Source organism: Undibacterium sp. RuTC16W (assembly GCF_049339445.1).
Classification (GTDB): domain Bacteria; phylum Pseudomonadota; class Gammaproteobacteria; order Burkholderiales; family Burkholderiaceae_D; genus Undibacterium.
In genome coordinates, this window is record NZ_JBMPPE010000003.1 from 76,850 (window position 1) to 102,669 (window position 25,820).

A 25,820-nucleotide genomic window follows, 5' to 3' on the forward strand; every position below is an offset into this window, starting at 1 on the left:
AATAAATGCTTGGTGCAGAAGGGCATTTTGATTGGATACTCCCTTTTTTTCTCGTCAGGTGAGATAAATATTCATCTTTGTATATCTCTTCCCTCATCCATTTGGTATGTAACGTCAGTTTATTTATCGTTTTAAATTGTTCGGGTTGGTTAGGTATTCACGCTAGTTGAGAATTGTCTCCGATTGAATTGCATTAATCTGAGTCATGCGCTCCCCCTTGACAGGCGTTCGGCTCGAGCCATCGCCACACTATTCCGACTCGTCAACTAAAAACAATGTTAGGGTCATATTCATCTTTTGACACAACAATTTCTATAGATTGATTTTTAGAGCAATTTAAATAAATATGCGATGGAAATTCAAATTTAACCAATTCACGGATTTGAGAAGCAAAATTTCTTGCATCCTTACAATTCAAAAACCAATCAATTTTTTTGTATAACACCGTAACGTCAGAATCATTTTTGACTATTTGAATATTTAAGTTAATTCCCACGGAAATAAAAAATTTTGAGATATCTAAAAAATCAAATATTTCCATATCAAATAATTTACTTAAACTAATTAATTCATTTGCTGATCCAACTATTAACAATGTTGGATCAGTAAAATCAGCAATACCAATGTGTATTATATTTTCGTCCATTTTATACTCGCTCTGAAAACTGGAAAAAGACACCTCCAGACGAAGGCATATATTATTTATTCAAGGTGGTAGTCATGAATAATTTTCTTAAATTTTTATTCGGGTCCATCAGTTTTTTTTGCGCACTTGTTTGCGCGTCTTCGTCATTTGCAGGAAATCTGCAAAATTGTGTAGGCACATATTGCATTGGAAAAAAAACGACCAATTATCAACAACTAATAAAAAAAACTGGCCCTAATAAAGTTAAGGCGTTAAGTGATTTCGATAATAATCGCAGTTTGTGTATCTATGACGAAAAATCTGATACTTCGACGACACTGACATTTTCTGGAGATCAAAATATTTTCGATTCCAAGTTAGATGGAATATTTCTTTCCAAAGGCATGTTATGTGAAAAAAAATTAGAAACCCACATGAATTTTTTTCCTTGCACAGAGAACGGACTTTGTATTGATCAATCTGAAAAACTGGTATCGGAAAGGCTAGGTAAACCATCTCGTATCGATAACGCCATACATAGAGAGGCGCTGAATCCGAATTACAAAAATACTAGGTATGACAGTATCTTTGGGATTACACGATTGCATTATGAAGACGGCTCTGATTCTCTTTTATTTAATCAGTTTGGTATAGATAAAAAAGGTAATATTGTCAGCATTTGGTTAAGTGAGGCTCCATAAAGGATTTTACAACCACTTTAGGGATTATGAGCCATCAACGGGGCGCTACGTACAATCTGATCCGATTGGGTTGCGCGAGAGGCGATTTCTTCGCAGAATCGGTTTGTTTATTGGGTTATTTTTTGGGCTCAATCGCCCTTTGCTGCCAATCTTCAAAAATGTGTAGGTAAAATTTGCATGGGGGGGAAACGCTTTAACGTATCGAGAAATAAAAGCGAAACTTCACGCTGCGAAGGTTAAAAATATAGGGGGGAGTGGATTCGGACCGTAGCATCTGTGTATTTGATGGTCAAACTGGCGTCTCGATGGATTTATCGTTCTCAGGTGATACAGATTTACATGCGACCAAATTAGATGGCATCTTCCTTACTAAAAAAGACTGTGCAAAAAAAATACACGGAAGTTTCGATCTTTCTCTTTACGCACGGAGGATGGATTTCAAATTTGGCAAAACAAACAAAACCTAGCGGGAAAATTCGGTTCGCCATCTTGAATCGAAAATGCCATAGAACGCGAACAAAAAGATTCCAGAAACAAGAATACTCGTTACGGTAGTGTGTATGAATTAAGCCGATTTCATTATGAAGAGGAAGTGGACTCACTGCTATTTAATCAATTTGGTATTGATGAAAATAGCATTGTCGTCAGTATTTGGTTGAATGATTCTCCGTAATGAAATTCAAAGCTGCGTAATTCAAACTAAAACGGTATGTTAAACATATTCCTATCAAATCTGCTCGATCCACAATACAGAAATAGATCCGCATAGCGACGCGAAAATGCGGACATGACGATTTGCATTTTCACGACATGCGTCATAGCGCTGCAAGTGAAATGACTAATGCAGGGGTTGATTTATATACAGTAGGTGGAGTGCTGGGCCACAAAAGCGCGCAGTCTACAAAGCGGCACAGTCATTTGGCAACCGAGACTTTAAAAAAGGCAATTTGTAAGATTCGGTGATCGGATGTCAAAAAATCCCCAGCAGACATAAAAAAGACCGCATTTAGCGATCTTCTTAAATCTGCGGAAACCCGCATGAATACTGGCGGAGAGGGGGGGATTCGAACCCCCGATACGTTTGCACGTACGCCTGATTTCGAGTCAGGTACATTCAACCACTCTGCCACCTCTCCGTTTTACTTTGATGGTCAAAAGCAAGCCTGCGATTATAGCAAAGAAACTTTGGTTTTAATAGTTTGGTCGCGCTTTGCTTAGCGTTTCGCGTCCAGTGCGATGGTGCAATCGCTGCGTGGTAATGCAGCTTTTGTCATTGCGGGGTTCATTTCCAGCATGGCGGTTTGTGCCTGATCCAGGTCTTTAGTAAATTCAGTCAGGTAGCGGGAGCGTTCCTGGCTTTGCCACTCGGCGTCGGAGAAGGCCTTTGTGCTGTAAGTCTTTGAGGTGTATGCAGGACCGACGATGCGTGACATCAGGGCGCGGTCGGGGTCGGCGTTTTCTTTGAGCAGATACGCGTCAATATCCCTGAGTGTGAGAGGGAAAGTTGGTTCCTGATCTCGCATTAATTTACCGAATACGGTGAGCTTCACTTCGGTGACACCTTGCGGCAAAACATCGTTGAAAGTCGCCAGGGCATATGGCTTGCCTTTGGCGTCGTCGATTCTACCGCTGACGACATAGCGTCCGGCCTGGCGGATATCGGCTTTCATATAAAAATTAAGTGAGCCTTGCTCTACAGCTTCACGGATGGATCCAGCCCAGGTAGCGGGAATTTCTGGTGAATAGATCACGTCGAAGAACACAAGGCCTGCGCGGTCACCGACGTTATATTTCACTTCTAGCCTGATCGTGCCGTTGAATTGGGCGAAGCCTGTCATGGCGGGCGACAAGGTGCCTGTGTAGGTATTATCACCGGGAATCAGGTCTCCATTATTGCCGTCATCGCCAAAGCTGACCGGTACTTGCGGCGCTTCCCTGCTACCCTGAAAAGCCAGCCCGCGAGCCACGGCACGCGTGACGAAAATCGGTAACATCTTTCCTTCTTCATCGCTGGCTTTGAGTGAAAAAACCACGCTCTCACGGCTGGCTAAAAAAATGTGGGATTGCGATGTCTGTATCTGTACATGCTTGTCGGCCTGACCGTTTTCTTTACGCATTGCATGTCTTTCTTCGACAGGCTGATTAGGGTGGACCTGATCAGGATGCTCCGCGATTGGGCGGGATTCTTGCGGGTACTGACTGCCTTTACGATAGCTGCACAAAGTATGGTCTGCCAGTTCTACTTGTTTCGCTAATGCGGCCAGACGTTGCTCGCGCTCTGCCGCGGATATCAGTTGACCGGTGTCGCCCTTCCCCTCTGGCATGTTTAAGAAGGTGGAACTGACTTGTTTGGGCGCAGCGTTAGCCAGACTTGATTCTATCCCGGCAGAAAACCACCAGATGCCTGTCAGCACCAGTAGCGTCAATGCGATCAATGACGGGCGCCAGTGGCGTGCGATCCAGTGACGCTGGTCACCAGATGACTCAGGGGCGGCTCCGCGCCCGGATGTTGATCCTTGCTTAGATCCTTGCTTAGATCCTTGTTTTGATCCCTGCCCGGAGCCGTTTTTTTTAGATCGCATGATGTCAATCGCGTTTATTTCAATCGAATTTAATCAAGTCTCATCAAATGGATTACGTGTCGTTTGATCTAAATCGCACTGCTGACCATCGCCGTTCGTACTACGGAGATGATGCCCTGCCAGTTGCCGTTCGAATAGTGGTTATAGGCTTCAGCATCATCGCGGAAGGTGACCGAGTGATAGCTCCACTTGGCGCTGCCGCCTTCGTTCGCTGCGGTGCCCATCGTTAAATCATTGCAAAACCAGTCGCTAGGATTGCAGAACGCGGCACCGGAAGAGCCGGATACACCGCCAGAGCTATGGTAGGCAACCGCTTCATCGTCCTGGCCTGGCAAGATGCCAGAATAAACAGTCCCTTTGGCACCAGCGTACATGTAGAACCAGACGTTACGGGTTTCATTATGGTTGTACATGGCACGTGCTGTGGTCGTCTTCAGGTCTTTTACCAGAGGCTCGGACGTTGTCCAGGAGCCAGCATCAGATAACTCTGATCCGCCACCTGCTCCGGATGCGGTACGCACCCATTTAATGTTCCAGCCGACTTGGGTTCCGGTACCCGCATCGCCGCACTGGCCTGATGAATTGGCCGTGGCATTTTTGACGGTTCGAGTCGATCCGCCATAATTCGCCATGGTGTAACCCATCATCAAATCACCGGCACTGTGAGTCGCAACATAGCACCAGTTAGAACCGGTACAGAAGCAATCGAGCGCATCGCGGATTTTGCCGTTCTGGGAAGAGATGCTGTTATAGCCGTCCCAGTTAACCGACTTTTTGTTGATACCCGCTGCCGTGGACGATGGTCCCCAGTACGTAAAGCTGTTGTAATCGCCGACCACACCACCACCGGTGCGGCCATTCACCCATAAGGTGTAGTTGGTCGCGCTGGCAATGCTGGACATCGCACTCAACGACAGAAATAAAACTGCCGCAAATAATTTACATAATTTCGCCATTTACATCCCCTCGAATAAAACATGGACAAGTAAAACCACTTGAAGTAAATCCACCTAAGAACCATGACGCAGAAACGGGAACAAATTAATCAGTGAAGTTGAGATGCATACCAGCTGACCGGAGCGCAGTATCTGAATGAGCAGACTTCATTGTCAATTTGCAACGCAACAAAATATGAGGTGAAAAAACGACGCTTCTCCATCGAGGCACATAGACAAATAGCTTAATAAAAACATCATTAGTATAAAAACTCTAATGCCCTTGGCAAGGTCTGTTCATATGGAATTAACCGGATACACCAAGGGTGTTAGTTCAGTGAAAATACGTTCAGCACGTATCAGGAATATGCAGGAGTGACGAAAAAAAGAGCCTGGATGATTGCTCATCCAGGCTCTTTTTTGAGGAATTATATGACTGCTGACTAAGCGTTAATTCAATGCTGACTGAGAATTAATTGAGCATTAATTGACTATTAACTGACTATTAACTGACTAATAATTGAACGCTCATTGCATGTCATTACGTACAGTCGTTCGTACTATCTGCCTTACTTTGCCGCAGGCAACAAGGCTTCTACGCCTCCCATATACGGACGCAATGCCTCCGGTATCACCACACTGCCATCCGCTTGCTGATAGTTCTCTAGTACCGCGACCAGAGTACGGCCAACCGCCAGGGCTGAACCGTTCAGCGTATGCACGAGTTCGGGCTTGCCCTGGGCGTTACGGAAGCGCGCTTGCATGCGGCGCGCCTGGAACGCACCCATATTCGAAATCGATGAAATCTCACGATATGTATTTTGTGCCGGCAACCAGACTTCCAGATCATAGGTCTTGGTCGAACCAAATCCCATGTCGCCGGTACACAGGCTCATCACACGGTAAGGCAGTCCAAGTTTTTTCAGGATTGCCTCGGCATGACCCACCATATCTTCCAGGGCTTCAGCAGATTTTTCCGGATGAGCAATCTGTACCAATTCGACTTTATCAAACTGATGCTGACGGATCATGCCGCGCGTATCGCGCCCTGCACTGCCAGCCTCGGAACGGAAGCATGGTGTGTGCGCCGTCATTTTGATCGGCAAACTTTCCAGGCTGACGATCTCGTCGCGCACCGTATTGGTCAATGACACTTCTGCCGTCGGAATCAGGTACAGCGTCTCGCCTTCGCCTTCTTGCCCGCCTTTTTTAACCGCAAACAAATCTGCTTCGAACTTAGGTAACTGGCCAGTACCGCGCATGGAGTCTGCGTTCACGATATACGGCGTATAGCATTCTGTATAACCGTGCTCCAGTGTTTGGGTGTCGAGCATAAACTGCGTCAGTGCACGGTGCAGACGAGCGATACCGCCTTTGAGCAGGGCAAAACGAGAGCCCGTCAGCTTAACCGCCACTTCAAAATCCAGGCCGAGGCCAGCGCCGATATCGACATGATCCTTGACGGCGAAATTAAATGCTGGCGGCGTACCGACTTTACGGACTTCAACGTTACCTGTTTCGTCTTCGCCGACAGCCACGGACTCATCTGGCAGATTCGGAATCGTCAACATGAATTCGCTCATGGACGCTTGCACTTCACCCAGACGTACTTCGGAGGCTTTTAACTCGTCGGCGATACTATTGACCTCGGCCATCTGCGCAGAGGCATCTTCGCCTTTGCCTTTAAGCATGCCAATCTGTTTAGACAGAGAATTACGCTTGCCCTGCAATTCTTCGGTACGCGTCTGTATCTGCTTGCGCTCACCTTCGAGTGCATTAAAAGTCGCTACATCCAGTTGAAACTTGCGCGTCGCCAGACGGGCGGCAACGGTGTCGATGTCTTTGCGTAGGAGTTGAATGTCGATCATGGAATGCTTGAGCCAGGTTAGGAGGTAGATGCAAAAATAATGCAAAGATAATTAGCCGTATATTGTACCAAGGCGGGCTTGATTCCCCAAACTTCCACCGCCACCACGAGGATCATCAATATCCTTAGCCCCCAACCATCGGTGTAAGAAATCAGACAGTCAAGCAGCGGACGATTCGATACCAATGAACACCAACCATCATAAAAAAACAGCAAGTATCGAAATACGACACCTCAAGGTGATGAAAGCGCCGCTACTCAAATCAAAATTGACCCGGCAAATTCCGCAACCAATAATGCGCTGGCTTGTTGTTGAATGCGTAAATTTTTTACGACAGACAACAGGCTACAGGCAAGCAGCGATTAGTCAATCGTCAATAGACGCACTTGCCTCGCTCACCTGACAGGAACTCGTATGACACATTTCACATCGCCGGTCACATCAATGATACGTAGCGGCGCAGCGGCATTGACGCTGGCTTGCAGCGCCATCGGCTTGATGACTCAGGCAGCGCAGGCAGAATCCTGCCCCTCCTGCGGCGCATCCGGCATGTCCTTGCTGTCGGCACTGTCAGGCGCAGTATTGATTGAAGGATCCGCCGAGGGCATACAAGCATCGGGGACTTTACTGGTGGTCTCTATTGAAAAAGTAGCCGATGGTGTCATCGTCGTTTTTAAAGGCGTCTCAGATGGCGCAAGGTACTCAGTCAAGCTGACTGGGAAAGCGATAGGTAACGCCTCAGTCGTTGCAGGCACGGTGGTGCAGGTCACAGCCTTGTCAGCGGGCACGATGCTGGTCGTATCGGGTCAGGCTATTGCATACATTCCCAATGAAATCGGTCGCAGCCTGGTTCACCATTCAGTTGCACGATAACTGCGCTATAGAAAGTTGATCAGCATTAGTATCAGTACAGATACCCGATAATCACTGACTTATTACAGCCATCACACTCATGAATATTTTCGCCAAATTGACGGCTAGCCTGCTACTGACAAGTGCTGTATTTACATCAGCCAGCAGCTACGCCGGCCGCTCTTGCGAGGAAAAAACGCTTGATCCGAGCACTCTGATGAAAGGGATGGAGCTGGCGCTAAAAACCCGCAACGCGCTCGATGCCAGCGGCGCGCAAATCGCAATGATTGCGCGAGTCGGACAAGATTTATCGAAATACCATTTGCGCTATTCGCACATGGGCATCGTCTGGCGCGACCACCCCGATGGCAAGTGGCTGGTGGCCCATGAATTAAATCAATGTGGCACCGCGAATTCGCAATTGTACGACGAGGGCTTAGGTAATTTTTTCATGGACACACCCTTTGCGTATGAGACTCTGATCGTATTGCCAGATGCAGCGCTGCAACAAAAGCTGGTGGCCTTGCTGAAATCCGATACGCCAAGAAAGCTGCATGAGCCACACTACAACATGCTGGCGTTTCCCTACTCAACGATGTATCAGAATTCGAATCAATGGATCCTCGAATTGTTGGCCGCCGCAAGCTCGAACGATGTCAGCATCAGTGATCGCAAGCAGGCGCAAAGCTGGCTGAGCATGGCGAATTATCAGGCAGGGACATTGAATATTCCGTCGATGACACGCCTAGGTGCGCGGATGTTCCGGGCCAATGTTGCCTTCGACGACCATCCATTTGATCGTCGCATGGCCGGACAGATAGATACGATTACAGTGGATTCGGTTATCAGCTTCATGGAGCAACGTAACATCATCATCAGCAGCAAACAGATTTTAAGCTATCCATAACAATATACTCCCCCATATTTATTAAAAATACAGCCCAATCCGCATATATTTATTGGTACATTAAAAAATACTATGAGGGAGTATATTAAATTCAGAGTTAATTCAAACTGACTTAGCCCGGCCGGAATAGATAAATATCGACAAGCTAACTGACAGTGCGGATTATCAAACTGACGCCTGTCAAGAACCGGATCCAGCCTCTTCATCTAGCGAACGCAAATACGCGAGCTTATCGGCAATTTTAATTTCCAACCCACGCGGAACCGGCTGATACCAGGACTCACCCTCCAGTCCCTCTGGCAAATAGGTTTCGCCTGCTGCATATGCATCAGGTTCGTCATGCGCATAGCGATACAGCTTGCCATAGCCCAGTTCCTTCATCAGCTTGGTCGGTGCATTGCGCAAATGCTCGGGGACCGCGCGTGATTTGTCTTTCGCGATGAAAGCACGTACCGCGTTATAGGCTTGATAAACCGCATTCGATTTTGCCGCACAGGCCAGATACACCACGGCTTGCGCAAGCGCCAGCTCTCCCTCGGGAGACCCCAGGCGCTCATAAGTCTCCGCAGCATCTAAAGTAAGTCGTAACGCACGTGGATCGGCCAGGCCGATGTCCTCACTTGCCATGCGCACGATGCGACGAGCGAGATAACGTGGATCTGCGCCGCCATCGAGCATGCGCACCATCCAATACAAGGCAGCATCAGGATTAGAGCCGCGCACCGATTTATGTAAAGCAGAAATCTGATCGTAAAACGCATCACCACCTTTATCGAAGCGGCGTAACGCGTCCCCCAGACATTCCGCCAGCAGCGCCGTATCGGCCTCCTGCAACCCTTTTGCCGCAGCGGCACGCGCGACAATATCTAAATTATTCAACAGTTTGCGGCCATCACCATCAGCGCTGGAGATCAGACTGGCTTTGGCATCGGGGTGAAATGTCAATCCACCAAGCTCGCGTTCACAGGCGCGATCAACCATCGATACCAGATCGGCATCCGTCAGGAATTTCAATACATAAACGGCAGCACGGGACAGCAAAGCGCTATTGACTTCAAACGAAGGATTCTCTGTCGTTGCACCGATAAAGGTAAAGAGACCACTCTCCACATGCGGCAAGAAAGCGTCTTGCTGACTTTTATTAAATCGATGTACTTCATCGACAAAAAGTATCGTACGACGCTGCGATGTAGCCTGCAAAATTTGCGCCCGCTCAACCGCCTCACGGATATCTTTAACACCCGACAAGACTGCCGATAACGCGATAAATTCTGAATGAAATGCGTTCGCCATCAGGCGTGCCAGCGTGGTCTTGCCAACGCCCGGAGGCCCCCACAAGATCATTGAATGCGGATCACCGGAGGTGAACGCCATGCGCAGCGGTTTACCTTCGCCTAACAGATGTTGCTGACCGATCACCTCATCCAGACTGGCAGGTCGCATGCGCTCCGCCAGCGGCACCGGATTTTTACGTAGGGCACTCATAGACGAGAAACATCGGCTCCGGCAGGTACGATAAATTTGAATTGATCTGTTTTGATCGCCGGATTTTTTTCTATATTTTTTAGCGTCAGCAAGGACACCTGGCCGAAGCCGTCACGCAGTTCCAGTGCAACGGGTACGCCATCTTTCATACCGATGCCGATATGCTCAAAGTTGGGATCTTTTTCTTTAGGCACGGCTTCCAGCCAGTCCAGTCCTAGCTTGTTACCGATCTCTTTGAGGGTGAAGCTTTTTTCTATTTCTCCACCACCAAATAAAATCGCTGCCGGAGATGCGCTCAGGGCGTTACCAATTTTTTTGATCGTCACCTGATTCAGGTCTTTGTCGTAGATATAGAGCTGCTCACCATCCGTCTGCAAGGTTTGTTCGTATGGCTTGAGGTAGGTCCAGATAAATTTACCAGGCCGTGCAAATACAAAGTTGCCGGTCGAGGTTTTAGTTACTTTAGGTTTCCCGTCGACCAGCTTAACCTGCTGCTGGACAAACTCACCTTTAGCGCTTTTACTACCGGCGGCAAAGGCTTTAAATTGTTCTATTACTGTCGCTTGTGCAAAGAGCGGCAAAGCTAAGGTGCTGATTGAGGTGAATACGATTGCTGCCAGCCAGCGAGCTGATTTAGTACCTTTTTTATTGCCTGTTACTTGGTTTTTCACGATGATTCCATTTCATATACGGCGCTGTTTTGTGAGTGCCGCGGACGACGCTTTTTGAACTTGCTTTACATTTGCCGTTAAAACTTACTCAGTATTACCGGCAGGCACCAGGATTTCACGATTACCGTTCGATTGCATTGTAGAGACGACGCCGCTGGTCTCCATCTGCTCCAACAAACGCGCGGCGCGATTGTAGCCTATACGCAAATGCCTTTGTACTAGTGAGATAGAAGCACGACGATTCTTGAGAACGATCGCAACCGCCTGATCATATAGTGCATCGGCTTCACCACCACCCTCACCCGCTACGGCACCTGCTTCTCCAGCCTCCTCCAGCACGCCACCTTCAAGGATGCCTTCAATATAATTTGGCTCGCCTTGCGCCTTCAGATGCTGCACCACTCTATGCACTTCTTCATCTGACACAAAGGCGCCGTGTACACGTATAGGCAAACCGGTACCTGGCGGCATGTACAACATATCACCCATACCCAGCAAGGCTTCTGCCCCCATCTGATCGAGAATCGTTCTTGAGTCAATTTTACTGCTGACCTGAAACGCGATACGGGTAGGAATATTCGCTTTGATCAGACCGGTAATCACGTCAACCGAAGGACGTTGAGTTGCCAGAATCAGATGCAAACCAGCGGCACGGGCTTTCTGGGCGATACGGGCGATTAATTCCTCGACCTTTTTACCGACGACCATCATCAGATCGGCCAGCTCGTCAATGATGATGACAATCGTCGGTAATTTCTCCAGTGGCTCCGGAGCATCCGGCGTCAGGCTAAATGGATTTGGAATATGTTCTTCGCGCTTGGTCGCTTCCGCAATCTTGGCGTTATAACCTGCCAGATTACGCACACCTAACTTGGACATCAGTTTGTAGCGGCGCTCCATCTCTGCCACTGCCCAGTTCAGGGCATGACCCGCCTGACGCATATCGGTGACAACCGGTGCAAGCAAATGCGGGATGCCTTCATACACCGACATCTCCAGCATCTTAGGATCGATCAGTATCATGCGGACATCATTCGGATCGGACTTATATAGCAGCGACAAAATCGTGGCATTGATACCGACGGATTTACCCGAGCCTGTGGTACCGGCAACCAGCAAATGCGGCATGCGGGCCAGATCAGCCACCACGGCATGTCCGCCAATGTCTTTACCCAAAGCGACGGTCAGGCTGGATGCGCTGTCGTTATAGACCTTGGAGCCAAGGATTTCTGTTAAACGTACGATCTGGCGCTTAGGATTAGGCAATTCCAATCCCATATAATTCTTACCGGGAATCGTCTCTACGACACGGATGGACGTCAGCGACAAAGAACGCGCCAGGTCTCGTGCCAGGCCAACAATCTGACTGCCCTTGACGCCAGTGGCAGGATCAATTTCATAGCGGGTAATGACTGGCCCCGGATAAGCGGCAACCACTTTGACATCGACTCCAAAATCCGAGAGTTTCTTCTCGATCAGGCGACTGGTAAATTCCAGTGTTTCGATACTGACTGTCTCTTGCGCCGGCGGTGCTTCGTCTAACAATGACAAGGGTGGCAAGTGACTATCAGGCATATCATTGAACAAAGAGACCTGACGTTCTTTCTCAACCCGCTCAGACTTTTGTACCGATACCACTTGCGGCTCAATGCGAATCGGCGGCGCTTCAACAATCTTGGCACGCTCGGTGACGACAATTTCTTCACGCTTGACAGCCGCAGTCTGACCAACGCGCCGGTCCTCGCGTGCTGCATATTTATTTTGAATGAAGCTAAACACACCCTCAATGCCGGTGCCGATTTTTTCGGCGATCTGTAACCACGAGACATGAAAATACAGGCTCAGTCCGAGCGCAAAAAACAGGAGTAACAACAAGGTCGAGCCGGTAAAGCCGAAAGCGTTGAAGGCGGCACTGCCAAGCAACTCACCAAGGACTCCGCCAGGCGCCCGCGGCAGTGGCGTTTTCAGCGAATACATACGTAGGTACTCAATGCCCATGCTGCCAATCATGAGCAAGGCAAATCCCGCGGCCTGAATGAATTTTTCGTACTGATGGGTTTTTTCCTGATCAGCTTCTACTAAAAAGCGTTTGCTTAATTGACGATAATCTTCCCATACCAGCCGGATTAGGACGATAGACCACCACCAGGCAGACAAACCAAAAATAAACAGGAACAAATCTGCAAACCAGGCACCGACCCTGCCACCAAGATTATGAATTTTGGGGACCACGCTGGCATGTGACCAGGCCGGGTCTAATTTGTTATACGTAAACAAAATCAAGACCAGATAAACGCACAACGCGGCAAACACCATCCAGCGCGCCTCAGTCAATAAAATCACCAGACGGTTCGGCAGAGGCGGGGCTGGCGTTTTATTGCGGTTGCGTGTGTAGGCTTCGTTATTGTTAGTAGTCATATTTCAAGGTAAACAGCCAGACGCAATCAAGTGAAAAACCAGCATAAGATAGCATGCTTGATAAGTGTCGCCAAATCTGACTGCGCTTACCACTCGATTCTGCGGTTTTAACATTAAAACAATATCCGGATCCCTTCCCCAAAATACGTGTGAAAAGTCCGTCGCGCCGTAATCGACTATAATCTTGGCTTATCACTGCCCGGCTTTATCGCAGGAATGTAAATCACTGATTTCTCTTGAAATTATGCTGTTTAGCGCCATTTCCAAATGGTATCAGCAGATAAGTTACGGTATCTTGCATTAACTTCCGGCACGTTTTTTTAAGCATTTTTTACTACGCTATTATTGATAGTACGTCATCCCAACATCATTTTCAGGCTAGCCTATGTCAACTACCACTACTCCAAAACACGCTCATGTCTTGATCCTTGGCTCTGGCCCTGCAGGCTACTCAGCGGCAGTATATGCGGCACGCGCGAACCTGAAACCGGTATTGATTACCGGCGTAGAACAAGGCGGTCAATTAATGACTACGACCGACGTAGAGAACTGGCCAGCAGATCCTATGGGCGTGCAAGGACCGGAATTGATGCAACGCTTTTTGCAACACGCAGAGCGCTTTAACACCGAAATCATTTTTGACTACATCCATACCGCCAAACTCAACGAAAAACCTATCCGCTTGATCGGCGATCAGGCCGAATACACCTGCGACTCGCTGATTATTGCCACTGGTGCGTCTGCCCAATATCTTGGTCTGCCGTCTGAACAGGCATTCATGGGTAAAGGCGTCTCTGCCTGCGCTACTTGTGACGGATTTTTCTATCGCGCTAAAGAAGTCGCCGTCGTTGGTGGTGGTAATACGGCGGTGGAAGAAGCGTTGTACTTATCGAACATCGCAAGCAAAGTCACGGTAGTACATCGCCGTGATAAATTCCGTGCAGAAGCAATCCTGATCGACAGATTGATGGCAAAAGTCGCCGAAGGCAAAATCGAGATCAAGTGGAATCACACACTGGAAGAAGTCGTCGGTGATGATTCAGGCGTCACTGGTATCAAGATCAAATCCGCAGATGGCAACATCAGCGACGTGACCTTACATGGCGTGTTTATTGCGATCGGACACAAACCTAACACAGGTATTTTCGATGGTCAGCTAGACATGCATAACGGTTATATCAAAACTAAAACCGGTCTCGAAGGCATGGCAACAGCAACCAGTATCCCTGGCGTATTCGCTGCCGGCGATGTGCAGGATCACATCTATCGCCAGGCCATCACCAGCGCCGGTACGGGATGTATGGCTGCGCTGGATGCGCAACGCTATCTGGAAACTTAATCCAGTTAATCCTATCAATCCATGCCTGCTTCATTAAAAAATTTTGCTGACCTGAAGAACTTGGGTCAGCAGTTAAAACAACAAGAGGGGCTTCGTCAAAAAGAAGACGCTGAACGCGCCAAGCAGGAGCATCAGGCGAAGCTGGAAGCAAATATTTTCCGCAGTAGCGTGGGCGAGGTAGCGCCGCTGAAGACGGCCGCCAAGCACACCGCTCCCGTAGTCCGGCCTCAACCCATCCCTTTTCACCACATCGCCGACGAGCGCGCAGCGTTACAGGAATCACTATCCGACGAATTCGATGCGAGCAGCCTGCTAGATACCGATGACGGCCTAAGCTATACACGGGCAGGTGTCGGCATCGATGTCGCAAAAAAACTCCGCACCGGCCACTGGACGATACAGGCTCAGCTTGACCTGCACGGGATGCGACGCGATCAGGCTAGAGATAGTCTTGGTGAGTTTTTACGACGATGCTTGCGCAATGAACACCGCTGCGTCAGGATTATTCACGGCAAAGGTTTGGGATCAGTCAATAAAGAACCTGTCTTAAAGAACAAGGTTAAAAACTGGTTGATACAAAAAGATGAGGTGTTGGCATTTAGCCAGGCGACAGCACCGGACGGTGGTTCCGGCGCTTTAATTGTGCTGCTTAAATCCAGCTAAAAAACTACGTCGTGCTGGCACTGTGCCGACTCAAACCAATTGAGTTGAATCGAATCAAATCGAATTAAATTGCAACGACACAGTGTAGTCTGCATGAATTTAATTACGGAATTTACCGTCTTTAGAAATCACGGTCATATCGACATATTTTGACCCGTTATGGCTGGTTGACGAAAAGTTCACATCAAAGCCACCCACATCATAGTTCGCACTATTAATAGATTCCAAAGAAGAAATCAATTTTTCACGCGTCAGATTGCGGCCGGAGCGACGCAATCCTTCAACGAAAACTTTGGCTGCAATAAAGCCCTCCAGACTGGAAAAATTGAGATCGTTAATTCCTGCCTTTTGCATGACTTTGGTGTACTCGGCAACGACAGGTGTCGCAGCGTGCCAAGGGAAAGGGACAACCTGGGAAATCACAATACCATGACCTTCTTTGCCTAAAGCATCAGACAGCGCCTGGCTACCGACAAACGACACATTGTAAAATTGACCCGTATAACCTGCCTTACGCATTTCTTTGATATAGGCAGCGCATGAAGAATACGCACTGATCTGGATAATCGCATCCGGACGTTTTGGCAAGATTTTTTCAACGGCCTTGGCGACATCGGTGCTGTTACGCTCCACCGTTGCAGTCTCTACCATCTGCACATTCATTTTTTTCAGCGCACGCTCCACGCCAGCCAAACCTGCTTTGCCGTAAGCATCGTTCTGGTAAAACACAGCGATGTTTTTTATTCCGGTTCTGACCAAACGCTCGACCAGGTGCTCCGTCTCATCAAAGTACGAACCCCGGATATTAAAGATCTGGCGATTCAGCGGTTCACGCAAAGATTGTGCGCCCGTAAACGGGGCAAAAAATGGCACCTTTGCTGCAGTAAAAATCGGCAGCGAAGCATTACTGGTCGGCGTCCCGACGTAACCAAACAATGCGAAAACATCTTCGTTCTCGATCAGTTTTTTGGTATTGGCCGCAGCAAGTTCAGCCTCATATTTATCATCCATTTTGATGATTTCGATCTTACGGCCATATACACCGCCAGTTGAATTCACCTGATCAAAATAGGCTTTTGCACCGGCATGCAGTTGAATACCTAACTGCGCTGCAGGACCGGAGAAAGCCGCCGATTGTCCCAGAATAATTTTTTGCTCAGTAACACCCTGCTCTGCAACCGCTGAGGCTGTTACGCCGAGTAATAAAAAGCTCGCCAGAAAAATTGACAAGCGTCGACGGATAATTTGCATAATCAACCTGTTTAATTGGGGTTAAACAGCGTCAGAACCAGTTTCACCCGTACGGATACGGATAACCTGTTCTACATTTTGTACAAAAATTTTGCCATCACCGATTTTACCGGTGTGTGCCGCTTTAATGATCGCGTCAACAACGTGATCGCACACATTGTCATCAACGACGACCTCTACTTTAACTTTCGGTAAAAAATCGACGACGTACTCAGCACCGCGATAAAGTTCGGTATGTCCTTTTTGACGACCGAAGCCTTTGACTTCCGTTACTGTCAATCCGGTAACACCAACTTCTGCCAGCGCCTCACGAACTTCATCGAGTTTGAAGGGTTTAATCACTGCCGTAATTTGTTTCATTTTTTTATCCTTGAATTTTATAGTTTGAAATATGATCGATACAAAGACACTGACTCAATCGCGGAATTTTGACGTAATCGGGTAGCGCCAGTCACGGCCGAATGCGCGGTGTGTGACCCGGATACCGACTGGTGCCTGGCGGCGTTTGTATTCGTTGATTTTAATCAAGCGCGTGATTCTTTCAACGTCTTCTTCACGATACCCGGCAGCGACGATCTCCGCACGACTTTGATTTTCTTCCATGTAGCGCTGCATGATGCCATCCAGTACCTCGTAAGGTGGCAAAGAATCCTGATCCGTCTGATCTGGTCTCAATTCGGCAGATGGTGCACGAGTCAGGATGCGCTCAGGGATGACTGGCGACAGGCTGTTACGATAAGCACATAAACGATATACCAGAGTTTTGGCAATATCTTTGATCACCGCAAAACCGCCCGCCATATCACCGTACAAAGTGCAATAACCTACCGCCATCTCACTCTTATTACCCGTCGTCAGGACGATGGATCCATATTTATTCGACAAGGCCATCAAAATGGTGCCGCGTATCCGTGCCTGAATATTTTCTTCGGTAGTGTCTTCAGCCAAACCGGCAAACTCCTGGCGCAATGTGGTGCGAAATGCGCTGAAACAGTCGGCGATTGAGATTTCATCGTAGCGTACAGCAAGGCCATCGACCATTGCACGAGAATCCAGCCAGGAAATTTCGGCGGTGTACGGGGACGGCATCATGACCGCCCTGACCTTATCAGCACCTAATGCATCGACGGCAATCGCCAGCACCAGCGCCGAGTCGACGCCGCCAGATAAGCCGAGGACGATGCTAGGGAATCCATTTTTACCGACATAATCACGGACGCCCAGTACCAGTGCCTGGTACACCTGAGCTTCTATACTAAGCGGGCTGTTCTGTTCTGCTTGCCCGCCTTGAACTATCTTAGGTGTCGCACTATGAAATTCGATGATCTGCAAATCTTCTTCGCAATGTTTTAGCTGGGTAAGCAATGCACCATGCTCATCCATGACAAAAGAATTACCGTCAAAAATTAACTCATCTTGTCCACCTACCAGATTCGCGTAGACCAAGGACATTCCTTGATCCGTGACATTGGCCCGCATCACGTCATAGCGCTGGTGCTGCTTGCTCATATGGTATGGCGAACCATTCGGTACCAGCAATACCTCCGCACCAGCCTGGCGCGCCAGACCCGGCGCATTGCGGTACCATGTATCTTCGCAAATATTGACGCCGAAACGAGTTCCTTTTACGTCGAACACCAAGGCATCTTTACCGGATGAGAAATATCGTTTCTCGTCAAAGACCATGTCATTAGGCAAATCATGCTTCCAGTAACGGCCAATAATGGCACCATTGCACAATACCGCCACTGCGTTGTAACGCGCACCATTACTCTCTTCCGGATATCCAATCAGCACGTGTACGTCCAGCATGCTGGCCAGACTTGTCGCAAGACTCAATAATGTTTCCTGAGTTTTTGCGTAGAATGCAGTGCGCAGCAGTAAATCTTCAGGCGGATAACCAACCAGCGATAATTCAGGCGTAACGACGATATCCGCGCCCTGTTTATAAGCGCGCTGAACATAGCCGATAATCTGAACGGCATTACCGGTGAGATCACCGACCACGCTGTTCATCTGGGCGATTGCAACTTTTACTGTCATGGTACCTAGTCTGACTTTTGAAAAATGAGTGATGAAAACTGAGTTTGAATTGATGTTGAACTATGAATAACACGGACAACATGTCGAAACAGATACATTATCGCACGCGAGTGCTCGATTCGTTGTCAGAGATATCAGCAAGCCAATGGGATGCCTTACTTAGCCAGCAAACTGATGGCAATCCCTTTCTGTCACATGCGTTCCTGCATGCTTTGCATGAATCCGGATCCGCATCAGTTGACACTGGCTGGCATCCTCAATATCTGACGATTTGGGATGCAGATCATTTACTTGCCGCTATGCCGTTATATGAAAAAATGCATTCTTACGGCGAGTATGTATTTGATTGGGCTTGGGCCGATGCCTATCAAAGACACGGTTTTCACTATTATCCTAAATTACTGTCAGCAATTCCATTTACCCCTGTTGCAGGCAATCGCCTGCTTGCTCAAGATCAGAATGCACAGGTAGCGCTACTAGATGCGCTTGAGAAGCATCTGGCAAACGGTGCGTATTCGTCGGCACATGTGCTTTTCCCCGCTCAGGAAGAGGCAGAGTTATTAAAAGCTAGGGGTTATTTACTTCGCACTGGCATTCAGTTTCACTGGATAAACAGAGATTACCTCAATTTTGAGCAATTTCTTTCCCAATTGGAACAAAAAAAACGAAAAAATATTCGTGCCGAGCGACGCAAGGTTAGCGATGCCGGAGTGACTTTCCAACATATTGCAGGCAAAGATATGCGAGCGGAGGACTGGCAATTCTTTAAACGCTGCTATGACCACACTTATGCAGATCATCATTCCTCGCCCTATCTGAATCTCGATTTTTTTCAGCGGATCGGGGCAAGCATGTCCGAGCATCTTCATCTCATCTTCGCCGAACGTCATGGCAAAAGAATTGCGTCATCACTACTGGTATATGACGAAGCACGACTGTACGGCCGCTATTGGGGATGCATTGAAGAGGTACCATGTTTACATTTTGAGACCGCTTACTATCAGGCGATTGAGTTTTGCATTGCAAACAACATTGGTATATTTGAGGGTGGTGCGCAAGGCGAACATAAAATGGCGAGAGGGTTTTTACCGCAAAAAACCTGCTCGCTCCATTTTTTAGCACGACCAGAGTTCTCTGATGCGGTTGCTCATTTCCTGGAGCGAGAAACCGAGGGAATCGCCCATTACTACAACGAGCTGAATGATCGCATCCCCTTTAAAAACCCGAATAAAAGCCTGAGCGGGTAAAAGCAAAAAAACGAATGAATTCTGCAAACACTTGAATTTCTTCTCGGTCCAAGGCATGCTGTATCAATGACACCCTCATCGACTACTCCATCAAGCGCGCAAAGTTCTGCACAAGGACTTCCAATGCGCCGAATTGGCCGTTTTTATCTGACGGACAAGTTAGGCAAGGGGTCGAATGGCGCCGTATTTTTAGGCCATGATCCGGTGATTGACCGTGCCGTTGCAATCAAAATCCTCGGCACCAGCCATGGCATTGCAGATAAAAAACAACGTGAGCAACAATTCATTAATGAAGCTCGCGCCGCCGGTCGTCTATCTCATCAGAATATTGTCACCATATTTGATGCCTCCAGCGAGGGGGGTACGACGTTTATCGCCATGGAATTTTTACAAGGTAAGGATTTGCGTGAATTGCTTGCCAGCGGCAAACGCTTTGACAGCATAGAGACAGCAAACATTATCCATAAAATCGCCGAAGCGCTGGCCTACGCGCATGATAATGGCGTGATACATCGCGACATCAAACCGGCGAACATTTTTATCTTACCGAATAAGCAGCCGAAGGTAGTCGATTTTGGCATTGCCCGCGCCCCGAATCGCATCCTGATGAATCCGGACAAGCCGGAACAGACCTTATTTAATAACAATATTCTGGGTACGCCGAATTACATGTCGCCGGAGCAGGCAATGGGGCAACAGGTTAATAATCTGACCGACGTGTTTTCGCTAGGTGCAGTGATGTACGAAATGCTGACACAGCAGAAGCCATTTCAGTCAAACGATCTCGACAAGCTGCTGAATCAGATCGCACATAAACAAGCCAGGCCGCCGTCAGAACTGAATCCGAACGTCTCCGTAAGTTTGTCGAATATTGTCTCAAAAGCGATGCAAAAAAATCCTGCGGATCGTTATGCAAGCGCAGCGGACATGGCGCATGCCTTACAAAAAGTCCTAGAACGGGATCAACGCTTGAAACGTAAACGCAAACAAGGTGGCAAAAACAGTCATGATGTCAGCAATGATGACAAACCAAGTATCTCCTGGATCAGTTGGGTTGCACTGATTGCAGCAATAGGCCTGGTGGCAGCGTACTCACTGAAATAGGCTGCGCGACCAATAAAAAAGCACAGAAATCTGTGCTTTTTTTACTGCCATCAACATCCATCAAATAAAGATGCTGATTCTTGCTAACGCTAAAAGTCTCTGGATCCGTAAAAATTACGGCTTGTAGTTAGCGACGCCATCCATAATTTCTTTATGTGCTTCATCAGGTCCTGCCCAGCCTTCGACCTTGACCCATTTACCTTTTTCCAGATCTTTGTAATGCTCAAAGAAATGCTGGATCTGACGCAAACGCAATTCGTTCATGTCTTCCGGCTTTTGCCAGTGAGAGTAGATCGACAAAATTTTATCTACAGGTACCGCCAGCACTTTGGCATCGTTACCTGCTTCATCTGTCATTTTCAGCACGCCAATTGCACGGCAGCGTACAACAACGCCTGGAATCAACGGGAAAGGGGTAATCACCAAAACATCGACCGGATCGCCATCGCCTGCAATGGTTTGTGGCACATAACCGTAGTTACATGGATAGTGCATTGCCGTACCCATAAAACGGTCGACAAAAATCGCGCCAGTATCCTTATCGACTTCATATTTGATCGGGTCGGCATTCATCGGAATTTCAATAATGACATTGAAATCTTTCGGCAAGTCGCGGCCGGCAGGAACGTTATTCAAGCTCATAGTGCTCTCTCAAAGTAAAAATTAAAATGTGATGGGGCTGGATTATAGCTGCTTTCAAGCACGATTTTTGTGTCAAATTGTGCGCAACAACATCCTTCGCCAACATGTCTTATAACAAAGTCGCAATCGCACACTGGCGATAATGCTGCGCTGCTTCCTCAGTCTGCCCCAGAGCTTCATGGAGCTGCGCAAGTTTGAGATTGGCCTCGCGTACAGTACGGGATTCAATCGCATCGGAGAGTGCCTGCTCCATGTGACGCTGCGCCTTGCCCCATAATTTTTGTTTCAGGCACAAGGTGCCTAGAGTCAGCGCCAGTTCCGGATCAGTAGGACGCTGCTCGGTCCAGCGCTCACAATGATCGATCTGGGACAATAAGGCAGCAGAACCCTCAGCAGCAGAGGCATCGCGATAGACCCGCATCAAGCGATCATCCCACTCCTCTGCCAAGGTTTTTTCTACGATGGCTCTCGCATCTTCGTGCAGACCGCGGGCATTAAATGTTTTTGCCGCAGTGAAGGCAACGAAGCGATTTTTTCTGTCATTGGCAGGAATTTCATACCAGACACGACGAATAGACTCGACGTCATGACCATGCTCTGTAAGCAAATCTTCATAAGCGAGCTCACGCAAACGATTTGACAGCGCCGGATGTAATGCACGGTGCTTATCCAAAGTCCTGACAAGCTTCAATACTTCAGGCCATCTTTTGGCTTGCTGGTTCGCTTTCAATGCCCAGCGTAGCACCTGAATATGACGCGTTCCGCTTGCATTCAACTCCTTCACAGCCTCTAAGGCTTGCTCTGCCTTATGCTCATCGACTAGCAATTCCGTCATGGTAACTAATCGCGCGGTCTTATGCGCAACGTCTTCTTCGATACTGGCAAACCAGGAATCGCGACGCTCAAACTGGCTCATATGATGGGCTGCACGCGCGCCGATCAGGGACGCCACGCCAGAATTTTCTGGCAATTCGATTGCACGTAAAGCCGCTTTTTCGGCATGCCCAAAACGCCCTTCAAATAAGGCTTTCAGCGATTCTCTCAAGGCTTTGTTCCCGTCACGCTCGCGTTTGCTCTGGCGATATGCCGCAACTTTACGTGGCATTTTTTGCGTCGCGACGATGGTACGGATAACCAGATAGATCACCACAAACAAGACCAGCATCAGGAGCAGGAAGAAATTCAGTGACAAATCTATCCTGTAAGGCGGATAGAACAACACCACATTGCCAGGATTAAAACGGGCACCGACAGCCAGACCAACTGCCAGTGCAAATAAAATCAGAAGCCGGATAAAAAGACGCATATTCTCAACGATCCCTAAGGCTTCACTTTGTAATTACGAACCGCGTTCAGGCTGTCGGCCAGAGTCGGCATTTCGATCGACAGATTGCTACCCTGCACTTGTCTCAGCAAAGCCTGCACCGTTTGCGTCTGTTTAGCGCGGGTATCAAAATATTTGGTAATGGCATCTTGAGCGGCAATCATATCGCTGCGGAAGGTGCTTTCATTTCTGGATAAAAGTGCCAGACGTGCATTTAATAAACGGAGTTTCAGATTTTCACGTGCAAAATAACTCTGCGAAGGATTCAGCAATAAAGCATCCGGTGATTCGACATTGCGAACACGTATCAATTGTTTGACTTCGTTCCACATCTCGCTGGAAAAACTTTGCCAGGCATCCTGAGCACGCATGCTCCAGGTGTTTTCGGGAATCTCTTCTTCTACCGTTTTCTTACCGTTTCTATTCACATTAGCGGATCTTGGCAAAACCCGTAGAGGTGCTTTCGGCGGCGTTGCCGAGACCACTGATTTTTCGTCTGCCCATAAAGGAATGTGGTCGACCTGAGCAATCACGCTATCAAGGCGCAGCGCAATGCCCGTCAAATCAAGGATGGGCAAGGATTTCAGCTTCTCAATATCTTTAGCGATGGCACGGCGTATCGTAATAAATTGGGGTTTTTCAGATTTAGCCAAGCGGCTATCCGCATTTTGCAACGCGATCAAAGCGCCCTGCACATTACCCGCCAGCTGAAGTTGCTGACTTGCCGTCGCCAGCACCTGTTCGATCTCAGCCAGAGCCCATTCATCACGGTTCTTGGATAAATCCTGATAGAGCTGCTCCAGCGCGAGTTGTTGTCCCTGAGCTTCAGTTTGTTTACCTTCGAGCAAAGTCACCTTGGCTTGAATTTCTTTGCTGTTTTCTTGGACTGTTTTAGCAAGCACTTTAGTTTCGCTACTAGTCGTATCAGCCGTTTGCAGCCGCTTGGCAACCTCTTCGCGCAAGGCACTGATCTGGTTTTGCGATGACCACCAGCTAGCGGCCAGCAAAACTGCAAGCACGCCAGCTACGATGTAGGCTGGCTGAGTCAGACCAAGCACCTTTGTCCCGTCAGGCTGAACCTGAGGTAAGGGTTGTGACGTAAGTGTTTCAGGCGTTTTATCCATCGATATAGTGTCAGATGATGAGTGCGTATCGTTCATAGACGAGATTGTAACGCGACAAGCAGATGTTCGTCGCCAGAACCTGAGAGAGTTATCGATTGAAATCCTGATTTTTGCGCAGTTTCAGCGATGCGGACGTGCGGCACGATCAAATGCTGATGTTGCAATTTTGCCACGAACTTCTGTCCACCTGACTGCTGCGCCCAGCTCAACACTGTGTGCAAGGCCTCGGAACTCGTCACAATCCAGTCGTTGCTGGACTCAAGAAGTTGCACTAACTGTTGTTGACGCTCCAAAGTAAAAACAGGAGCTGCACGGCGGTAAGCGGCTATCTGCGTAACGTCAACGCCTTGTGCGCGCAAACGATCTGCCAGTAATTCACGTCCGGTCTCGCCGCGAATTATCAATACTTTTTTTAAACGCAGCGATGGAATATCCAGTTCGTCGAGCAAGGTTTCCGAATCGGTACGCTCAGGATTACGCGGATAAAAAATCACTCTCTCGTGATGATTGCTCCCGTAGCCTGCATCGATCGCAGGAGCCGGACCGATTCCAAATTCAGCAAGCGTCGCCAGGCTTCCCTGTCCCATAACTGCCACAGGAAGCTGGTCAGGTAAGCAAGTGATACGAGAAAAAACCGCACGAATCGCATTCGGACTAACAAACGCAATCAGGCCAAACTCCGACAGGTTCGCCAAAACACTGTCCAGCGCGGTGTAATCAGTGAGGCCGTGAATTTCCAGTAGCGGGAAAGGAATCAGGATTCGTCCGCTGGCAGCGATGCGCGCAGCAAGATCGGCCGCCTGCTCCGCAGGTCGGGTAAGAACGACAGGATTCGGCATAGAGGAGGAAAGTTCAGCCAGCAGTATCAAGAGGTTCCACTTTGCAGGCAGCTAAAATCGCTGCAGCATCTTGTGCAGCCAGTGCCTCGGCAACCTGCGCGCCCAAGGCTTGCGCACTAGTGACGTCGTGAACCGCAGCACTCACCGCGGCAGTCGCAATACGACTGCCATCAGGCAGCGCGACCATGGCGCGCAACTGCATTACACCGTCGCTTATCGTTGCGAATGCCGCCAAGGGAATCTGGCAACTTCCGCCAAACGCTTTTGACACGGTACGCTCAGCACTAACCGCCTGCTCAGTTTCTGCATGGTTTAAGGCAGCCAGCCAGGTTTTTAATTCCGGACGATGGTCTGGAATTTCAATCGCCATAGCGCCTTGCCCTGCTGCCGGCAGACTTTGCTCCGGCTCCAGATAAGCACGAATTCTTTCCGGTAAACCCAGACGCTTCAATCCCGCAGCCGCCAGAATAATCGCGGCATATTCACCGCTATCAAGCTTACGCAAACGCGTATCCAGATTACCGCGCAAAGGGCGAATAATCAGATGAGGAAACCGAGCTGCAATCAACGCCTGACGACGCAGGCTGCTGGTGCCGACTACCGCCCCTGCCGGTAACTGCTCCAGACCAGAATATTCATTGGACACGAAGGCATCGCGCGGGTCTTCACGTTCCAGCACCGCCGCCAGGGCGAAACCTTCAGGCAGATCCATCGGTACGTCTTTCAGCGAATGCACCGCCAGATCAGCACGCCCCTCCGCCATCGCAACTTCAAGTTCCTTAACAAACAAACCCTTACCGCCGACTTTGGACAAAGCACGGTCCAGAATCTGATCGCCACGCGTTGTCATGCCAAGAATGGCAATCTCGCAATCAGGGTACAGCGCAGCAAGCCGGTCCCGGACATGCTCTGCCTGCCACATGGCGAGACGGCTTTCGCGGGAAGCAATAACTAATTTGGTAGGATGAGATGCGTTCAAGACAAGAACCTTCAATAAAATAGTGCTGAATTTTATCATGCGCACTACCCTTGATCAGATCCGGATAGTGAAGTATTCAGCATCACCGAGACTAAAGATTAAAACAGCTTCAGGCAATCATTCACAAACCGGATCTGGCGCAAGAAGCAAGCAACGTCACAAAATATTGAGGCTGGCGGTATGATGATGCGACAAATATACCCTCCACGGTATGGTAAGCT

At 48.6% G+C, this 25,820-nt stretch carries 22 protein-coding genes, 1 tRNA gene and 1 pseudogene; 8 read left to right on the top strand and 16 right to left on the bottom strand.

Translation table 11 applies throughout. The annotated features are described in order from the left end of the window. Positions 1 to 262: 262 nt before the first annotated feature. Positions 263 to 646 carry a hypothetical protein gene (locus tag ACO0K4_RS07065; RefSeq protein ID WP_422955928.1) on the bottom strand — a complete coding sequence of 128 codons (384 nt, stop codon included), beginning with the start codon at positions 644 to 646 and terminating at the stop codon, positions 263 to 265. A 74-nt stretch (positions 647 to 720) separates the two neighbouring features. Here ACO0K4_RS07065 and ACO0K4_RS07070 point away from each other — a divergent pair, with 74 nt between their 5' ends. Continuing rightward, positions 721 to 1,326 (top strand): hypothetical protein, encoded by a 606-nt coding sequence (locus tag ACO0K4_RS07070; RefSeq protein ID WP_422955929.1) that lies wholly within the window; start codon positions 721 to 723, stop codon positions 1,324 to 1,326. A 783-nt stretch (positions 1,327 to 2,109) separates the two neighbouring features. Beyond that, positions 2,110 to 2,289: pseudogene (locus tag ACO0K4_RS07075) on the top strand (tyrosine-type recombinase/integrase); the annotation flags it as partial. A gap of 83 nt (positions 2,290 to 2,372) precedes the next feature. Here ACO0K4_RS07075 and ACO0K4_RS07080 read toward each other — a convergent pair. The 4 genes from ACO0K4_RS07080 to serS form a co-directional block, all read right to left on the bottom strand. After that, a tRNA-Ser gene (locus ACO0K4_RS07080) sits at positions 2,373 to 2,462 on the bottom strand. Between the two features lie 78 nt (positions 2,463 to 2,540). After that, positions 2,541 to 3,908 (bottom strand): hypothetical protein, encoded by a 1,368-nt coding sequence (locus ACO0K4_RS07085; RefSeq protein WP_422955930.1) that lies wholly within the window; start codon positions 3,906 to 3,908, stop codon positions 2,541 to 2,543. A gap of 68 nt (positions 3,909 to 3,976) precedes the next feature. Next, positions 3,977 to 4,864: a hypothetical protein gene (locus ACO0K4_RS07090; protein ID WP_422955931.1), complete on the bottom strand. Its 888-nt coding sequence runs from the start codon at positions 4,862 to 4,864 to the stop codon at positions 3,977 to 3,979. A 548-nt stretch (positions 4,865 to 5,412) separates the two neighbouring features. Then, positions 5,413 to 6,711: a serine--tRNA ligase gene (gene serS, locus ACO0K4_RS07095; RefSeq protein WP_422955932.1), complete on the bottom strand. Its 1,299-nt coding sequence runs from the start codon at positions 6,709 to 6,711 to the stop codon at positions 5,413 to 5,415. Positions 6,712 to 7,125: 414 nt separating this feature from the next. Between serS and ACO0K4_RS07100 the strand changes: the two genes are divergently transcribed. Together ACO0K4_RS07100 and ACO0K4_RS07105 are read left to right on the top strand one after the other, a co-directional pair. After that, positions 7,126 to 7,584: a hypothetical protein gene (locus tag ACO0K4_RS07100; protein ID WP_422955933.1), complete on the top strand. Its 459-nt coding sequence runs from the start codon at positions 7,126 to 7,128 to the stop codon at positions 7,582 to 7,584. A 79-nt stretch (positions 7,585 to 7,663) separates the two neighbouring features. After that, entirely contained in the window at positions 7,664 to 8,470 is an 807-nt protein-coding gene (locus tag ACO0K4_RS07105; protein WP_422955934.1) for a DUF2145 domain-containing protein, read from the top strand. Positions 8,471 to 8,650: 180 nt separating this feature from the next. Here ACO0K4_RS07105 and ACO0K4_RS07110 read toward each other — a convergent pair whose 3' ends face one another. From ACO0K4_RS07110 to ACO0K4_RS07120, 3 genes are all read right to left on the bottom strand, one after another. Further along, positions 8,651 to 9,955 (bottom strand): replication-associated recombination protein A, encoded by a 1,305-nt coding sequence (locus ACO0K4_RS07110; RefSeq protein WP_422955935.1) that lies wholly within the window; start codon positions 9,953 to 9,955, stop codon positions 8,651 to 8,653. Beyond that, positions 9,952 to 10,626, bottom strand: coding sequence for an outer membrane lipoprotein chaperone LolA (lolA, locus tag ACO0K4_RS07115; RefSeq protein ID WP_422955936.1), 675 nt, complete (start codon positions 10,624 to 10,626; stop codon positions 9,952 to 9,954). Before lolA ends, ACO0K4_RS07110 begins: the two co-directional genes overlap by 4 nt. Positions 10,627 to 10,710: 84 nt before the next feature. Beyond that, on the bottom strand, positions 10,711 to 13,044 hold the full coding sequence (locus ACO0K4_RS07120) for a DNA translocase FtsK (RefSeq protein WP_422955937.1): 2,334 nt from the start codon (positions 13,042 to 13,044) through the stop codon (positions 10,711 to 10,713). 385 nt (positions 13,045 to 13,429) lie between these two features. Here ACO0K4_RS07120 and trxB point away from each other — a divergent pair, with 385 nt between their 5' ends. Together trxB and ACO0K4_RS07130 are read left to right on the top strand one after the other, a co-directional pair. Beyond that, entirely contained in the window at positions 13,430 to 14,383 is a 954-nt protein-coding gene (gene trxB, locus ACO0K4_RS07125) for a thioredoxin-disulfide reductase (protein WP_422955938.1), read from the top strand. 21 nt (positions 14,384 to 14,404) lie between these two features. Beyond that, positions 14,405 to 15,046, top strand: a complete 642-nt coding sequence (locus ACO0K4_RS07130) for a Smr/MutS family protein (RefSeq protein ID WP_422955939.1) — start codon at positions 14,405 to 14,407, stop codon at positions 15,044 to 15,046. A gap of 99 nt (positions 15,047 to 15,145) precedes the next feature. Here the strand turns inward: ACO0K4_RS07130 and ACO0K4_RS07135 are convergent, their stop codons facing one another. From ACO0K4_RS07135 to ACO0K4_RS07145, 3 genes are read right to left on the bottom strand one after another with little or no spacing between them, the layout of a single operon-like run. Then, positions 15,146 to 16,297 (bottom strand): ABC transporter substrate-binding protein, encoded by a 1,152-nt coding sequence (locus ACO0K4_RS07135; protein ID WP_422955940.1) that lies wholly within the window; start codon positions 16,295 to 16,297, stop codon positions 15,146 to 15,148. 21 nt (positions 16,298 to 16,318) lie between these two features. Further along, entirely contained in the window at positions 16,319 to 16,657 is a 339-nt protein-coding gene (locus tag ACO0K4_RS07140) for a P-II family nitrogen regulator (RefSeq protein WP_422955941.1), read from the bottom strand. Between the two features lie 54 nt (positions 16,658 to 16,711). After that, a complete protein-coding gene (locus ACO0K4_RS07145; protein WP_422955942.1) occupies positions 16,712 to 18,340 on the bottom strand; it encodes an NAD+ synthase in 1,629 nt (542 codons plus the stop codon). 80 nt (positions 18,341 to 18,420) lie between these two features. On the opposite strand from ACO0K4_RS07145, the gene ACO0K4_RS07150 reads away from it, so the two are divergent. Together ACO0K4_RS07150 and ACO0K4_RS07155 are read left to right on the top strand one after the other, a co-directional pair. Further along, complete coding sequence (locus ACO0K4_RS07150) at positions 18,421 to 19,587, top strand: GNAT family N-acetyltransferase (RefSeq protein ID WP_422955943.1); 1,167 nt, start codon at positions 18,421 to 18,423, stop codon at positions 19,585 to 19,587. Positions 19,588 to 19,710: 123 nt separating this feature from the next. After that, positions 19,711 to 20,691: a serine/threonine protein kinase gene (locus tag ACO0K4_RS07155; RefSeq protein WP_422955944.1), complete on the top strand. Its 981-nt coding sequence runs from the start codon at positions 19,711 to 19,713 to the stop codon at positions 20,689 to 20,691. 114 nt (positions 20,692 to 20,805) lie between these two features. Here the strand turns inward: ACO0K4_RS07155 and ppa are convergent, their stop codons facing one another. The 5 genes from ppa to hemC all read right to left on the bottom strand — a co-directional run bounded on the left by ppa (position 20,806) and on the right by hemC (position 25,638). Then, entirely contained in the window at positions 20,806 to 21,333 is a 528-nt protein-coding gene (ppa, locus tag ACO0K4_RS07160) for an inorganic diphosphatase (protein ID WP_422955945.1), read from the bottom strand. Positions 21,334 to 21,442: 109 nt separating this feature from the next. After that, the gene (locus ACO0K4_RS07165) at positions 21,443 to 22,639 is read right to left on the bottom strand and encodes a heme biosynthesis protein HemY (RefSeq protein WP_422955946.1); all 1,197 of its coding nucleotides are present in this window, start codon (positions 22,637 to 22,639) and stop codon (positions 21,443 to 21,445) included. A gap of 14 nt (positions 22,640 to 22,653) precedes the next feature. Further along, entirely contained in the window at positions 22,654 to 23,817 is a 1,164-nt protein-coding gene (locus ACO0K4_RS07170; protein WP_422955947.1) for a uroporphyrinogen-III C-methyltransferase, read from the bottom strand. Next, entirely contained in the window at positions 23,814 to 24,650 is an 837-nt protein-coding gene (locus tag ACO0K4_RS07175; protein WP_422955948.1) for a uroporphyrinogen-III synthase, read from the bottom strand. The genes ACO0K4_RS07170 and ACO0K4_RS07175 overlap by 4 nt, the downstream gene beginning before the upstream one ends. Beyond that, a complete protein-coding gene (gene hemC, locus ACO0K4_RS07180) occupies positions 24,634 to 25,638 on the bottom strand; it encodes a hydroxymethylbilane synthase (protein ID WP_422955949.1) in 1,005 nt (334 codons plus the stop codon). Before hemC ends, ACO0K4_RS07175 begins: the two co-directional genes overlap by 17 nt. Between the last annotated feature and the right edge of the window lie 182 nt (positions 25,639 to 25,820).

What these genes read in the sequence shown, in the direction of transcription:
- ACO0K4_RS07065 (WP_422955928.1), bottom strand. Translation starts at nt 646, where the DNA reads ATGGACGAAAATATAATACACATTGGTATTGCTGATTTTACTGATCCA.
- ACO0K4_RS07070 (WP_422955929.1), top strand. Translation starts at nt 721, where the DNA reads ATGAATAATTTTCTTAAATTTTTATTCGGGTCCATCAGTTTTTTTTGC.
- ACO0K4_RS07085 (WP_422955930.1), bottom strand. Translation starts at nt 3,908, where the DNA reads ATGCGATCTAAAAAAAACGGCTCCGGGCAGGGATCAAAACAAGGATCT.
- ACO0K4_RS07090 (WP_422955931.1), bottom strand. Translation starts at nt 4,864, where the DNA reads ATGGCGAAATTATGTAAATTATTTGCGGCAGTTTTATTTCTGTCGTTG.
- serS (WP_422955932.1), bottom strand. Translation starts at nt 6,711, where the DNA reads ATGATCGACATTCAACTCCTACGCAAAGACATCGACACCGTTGCCGCC.
- ACO0K4_RS07100 (WP_422955933.1), top strand. Translation starts at nt 7,126, where the DNA reads ATGACACATTTCACATCGCCGGTCACATCAATGATACGTAGCGGCGCA.
- ACO0K4_RS07105 (WP_422955934.1), top strand. Translation starts at nt 7,664, where the DNA reads ATGAATATTTTCGCCAAATTGACGGCTAGCCTGCTACTGACAAGTGCT.
- ACO0K4_RS07110 (WP_422955935.1), bottom strand. Translation starts at nt 9,955, where the DNA reads ATGAGTGCCCTACGTAAAAATCCGGTGCCGCTGGCGGAGCGCATGCGA.
- ACO0K4_RS07120 (WP_422955937.1), bottom strand. Translation starts at nt 13,044, where the DNA reads ATGACTACTAACAATAACGAAGCCTACACACGCAACCGCAATAAAACG.
- trxB (WP_422955938.1), top strand. Translation starts at nt 13,430, where the DNA reads ATGTCAACTACCACTACTCCAAAACACGCTCATGTCTTGATCCTTGGC.
- ACO0K4_RS07130 (WP_422955939.1), top strand. Translation starts at nt 14,405, where the DNA reads ATGCCTGCTTCATTAAAAAATTTTGCTGACCTGAAGAACTTGGGTCAG.
- ACO0K4_RS07135 (WP_422955940.1), bottom strand. Translation starts at nt 16,297, where the DNA reads ATGCAAATTATCCGTCGACGCTTGTCAATTTTTCTGGCGAGCTTTTTA.
- ACO0K4_RS07140 (WP_422955941.1), bottom strand. Translation starts at nt 16,657, where the DNA reads ATGAAACAAATTACGGCAGTGATTAAACCCTTCAAACTCGATGAAGTT.
- ACO0K4_RS07145 (WP_422955942.1), bottom strand. Translation starts at nt 18,340, where the DNA reads ATGACAGTAAAAGTTGCAATCGCCCAGATGAACAGCGTGGTCGGTGAT.
- ACO0K4_RS07150 (WP_422955943.1), top strand. Translation starts at nt 18,421, where the DNA reads ATGTCGAAACAGATACATTATCGCACGCGAGTGCTCGATTCGTTGTCA.
- ACO0K4_RS07155 (WP_422955944.1), top strand. Translation starts at nt 19,711, where the DNA reads ATGCGCCGAATTGGCCGTTTTTATCTGACGGACAAGTTAGGCAAGGGG.
- ppa (WP_422955945.1), bottom strand. Translation starts at nt 21,333, where the DNA reads ATGAGCTTGAATAACGTTCCTGCCGGCCGCGACTTGCCGAAAGATTTC.
- ACO0K4_RS07165 (WP_422955946.1), bottom strand. Translation starts at nt 22,639, where the DNA reads ATGCGTCTTTTTATCCGGCTTCTGATTTTATTTGCACTGGCAGTTGGT.
- ACO0K4_RS07170 (WP_422955947.1), bottom strand. Translation starts at nt 23,817, where the DNA reads ATGAACGATACGCACTCATCATCTGACACTATATCGATGGATAAAACG.
- hemC (WP_422955949.1), bottom strand. Translation starts at nt 25,638, where the DNA reads ATGATAAAATTCAGCACTATTTTATTGAAGGTTCTTGTCTTGAACGCA.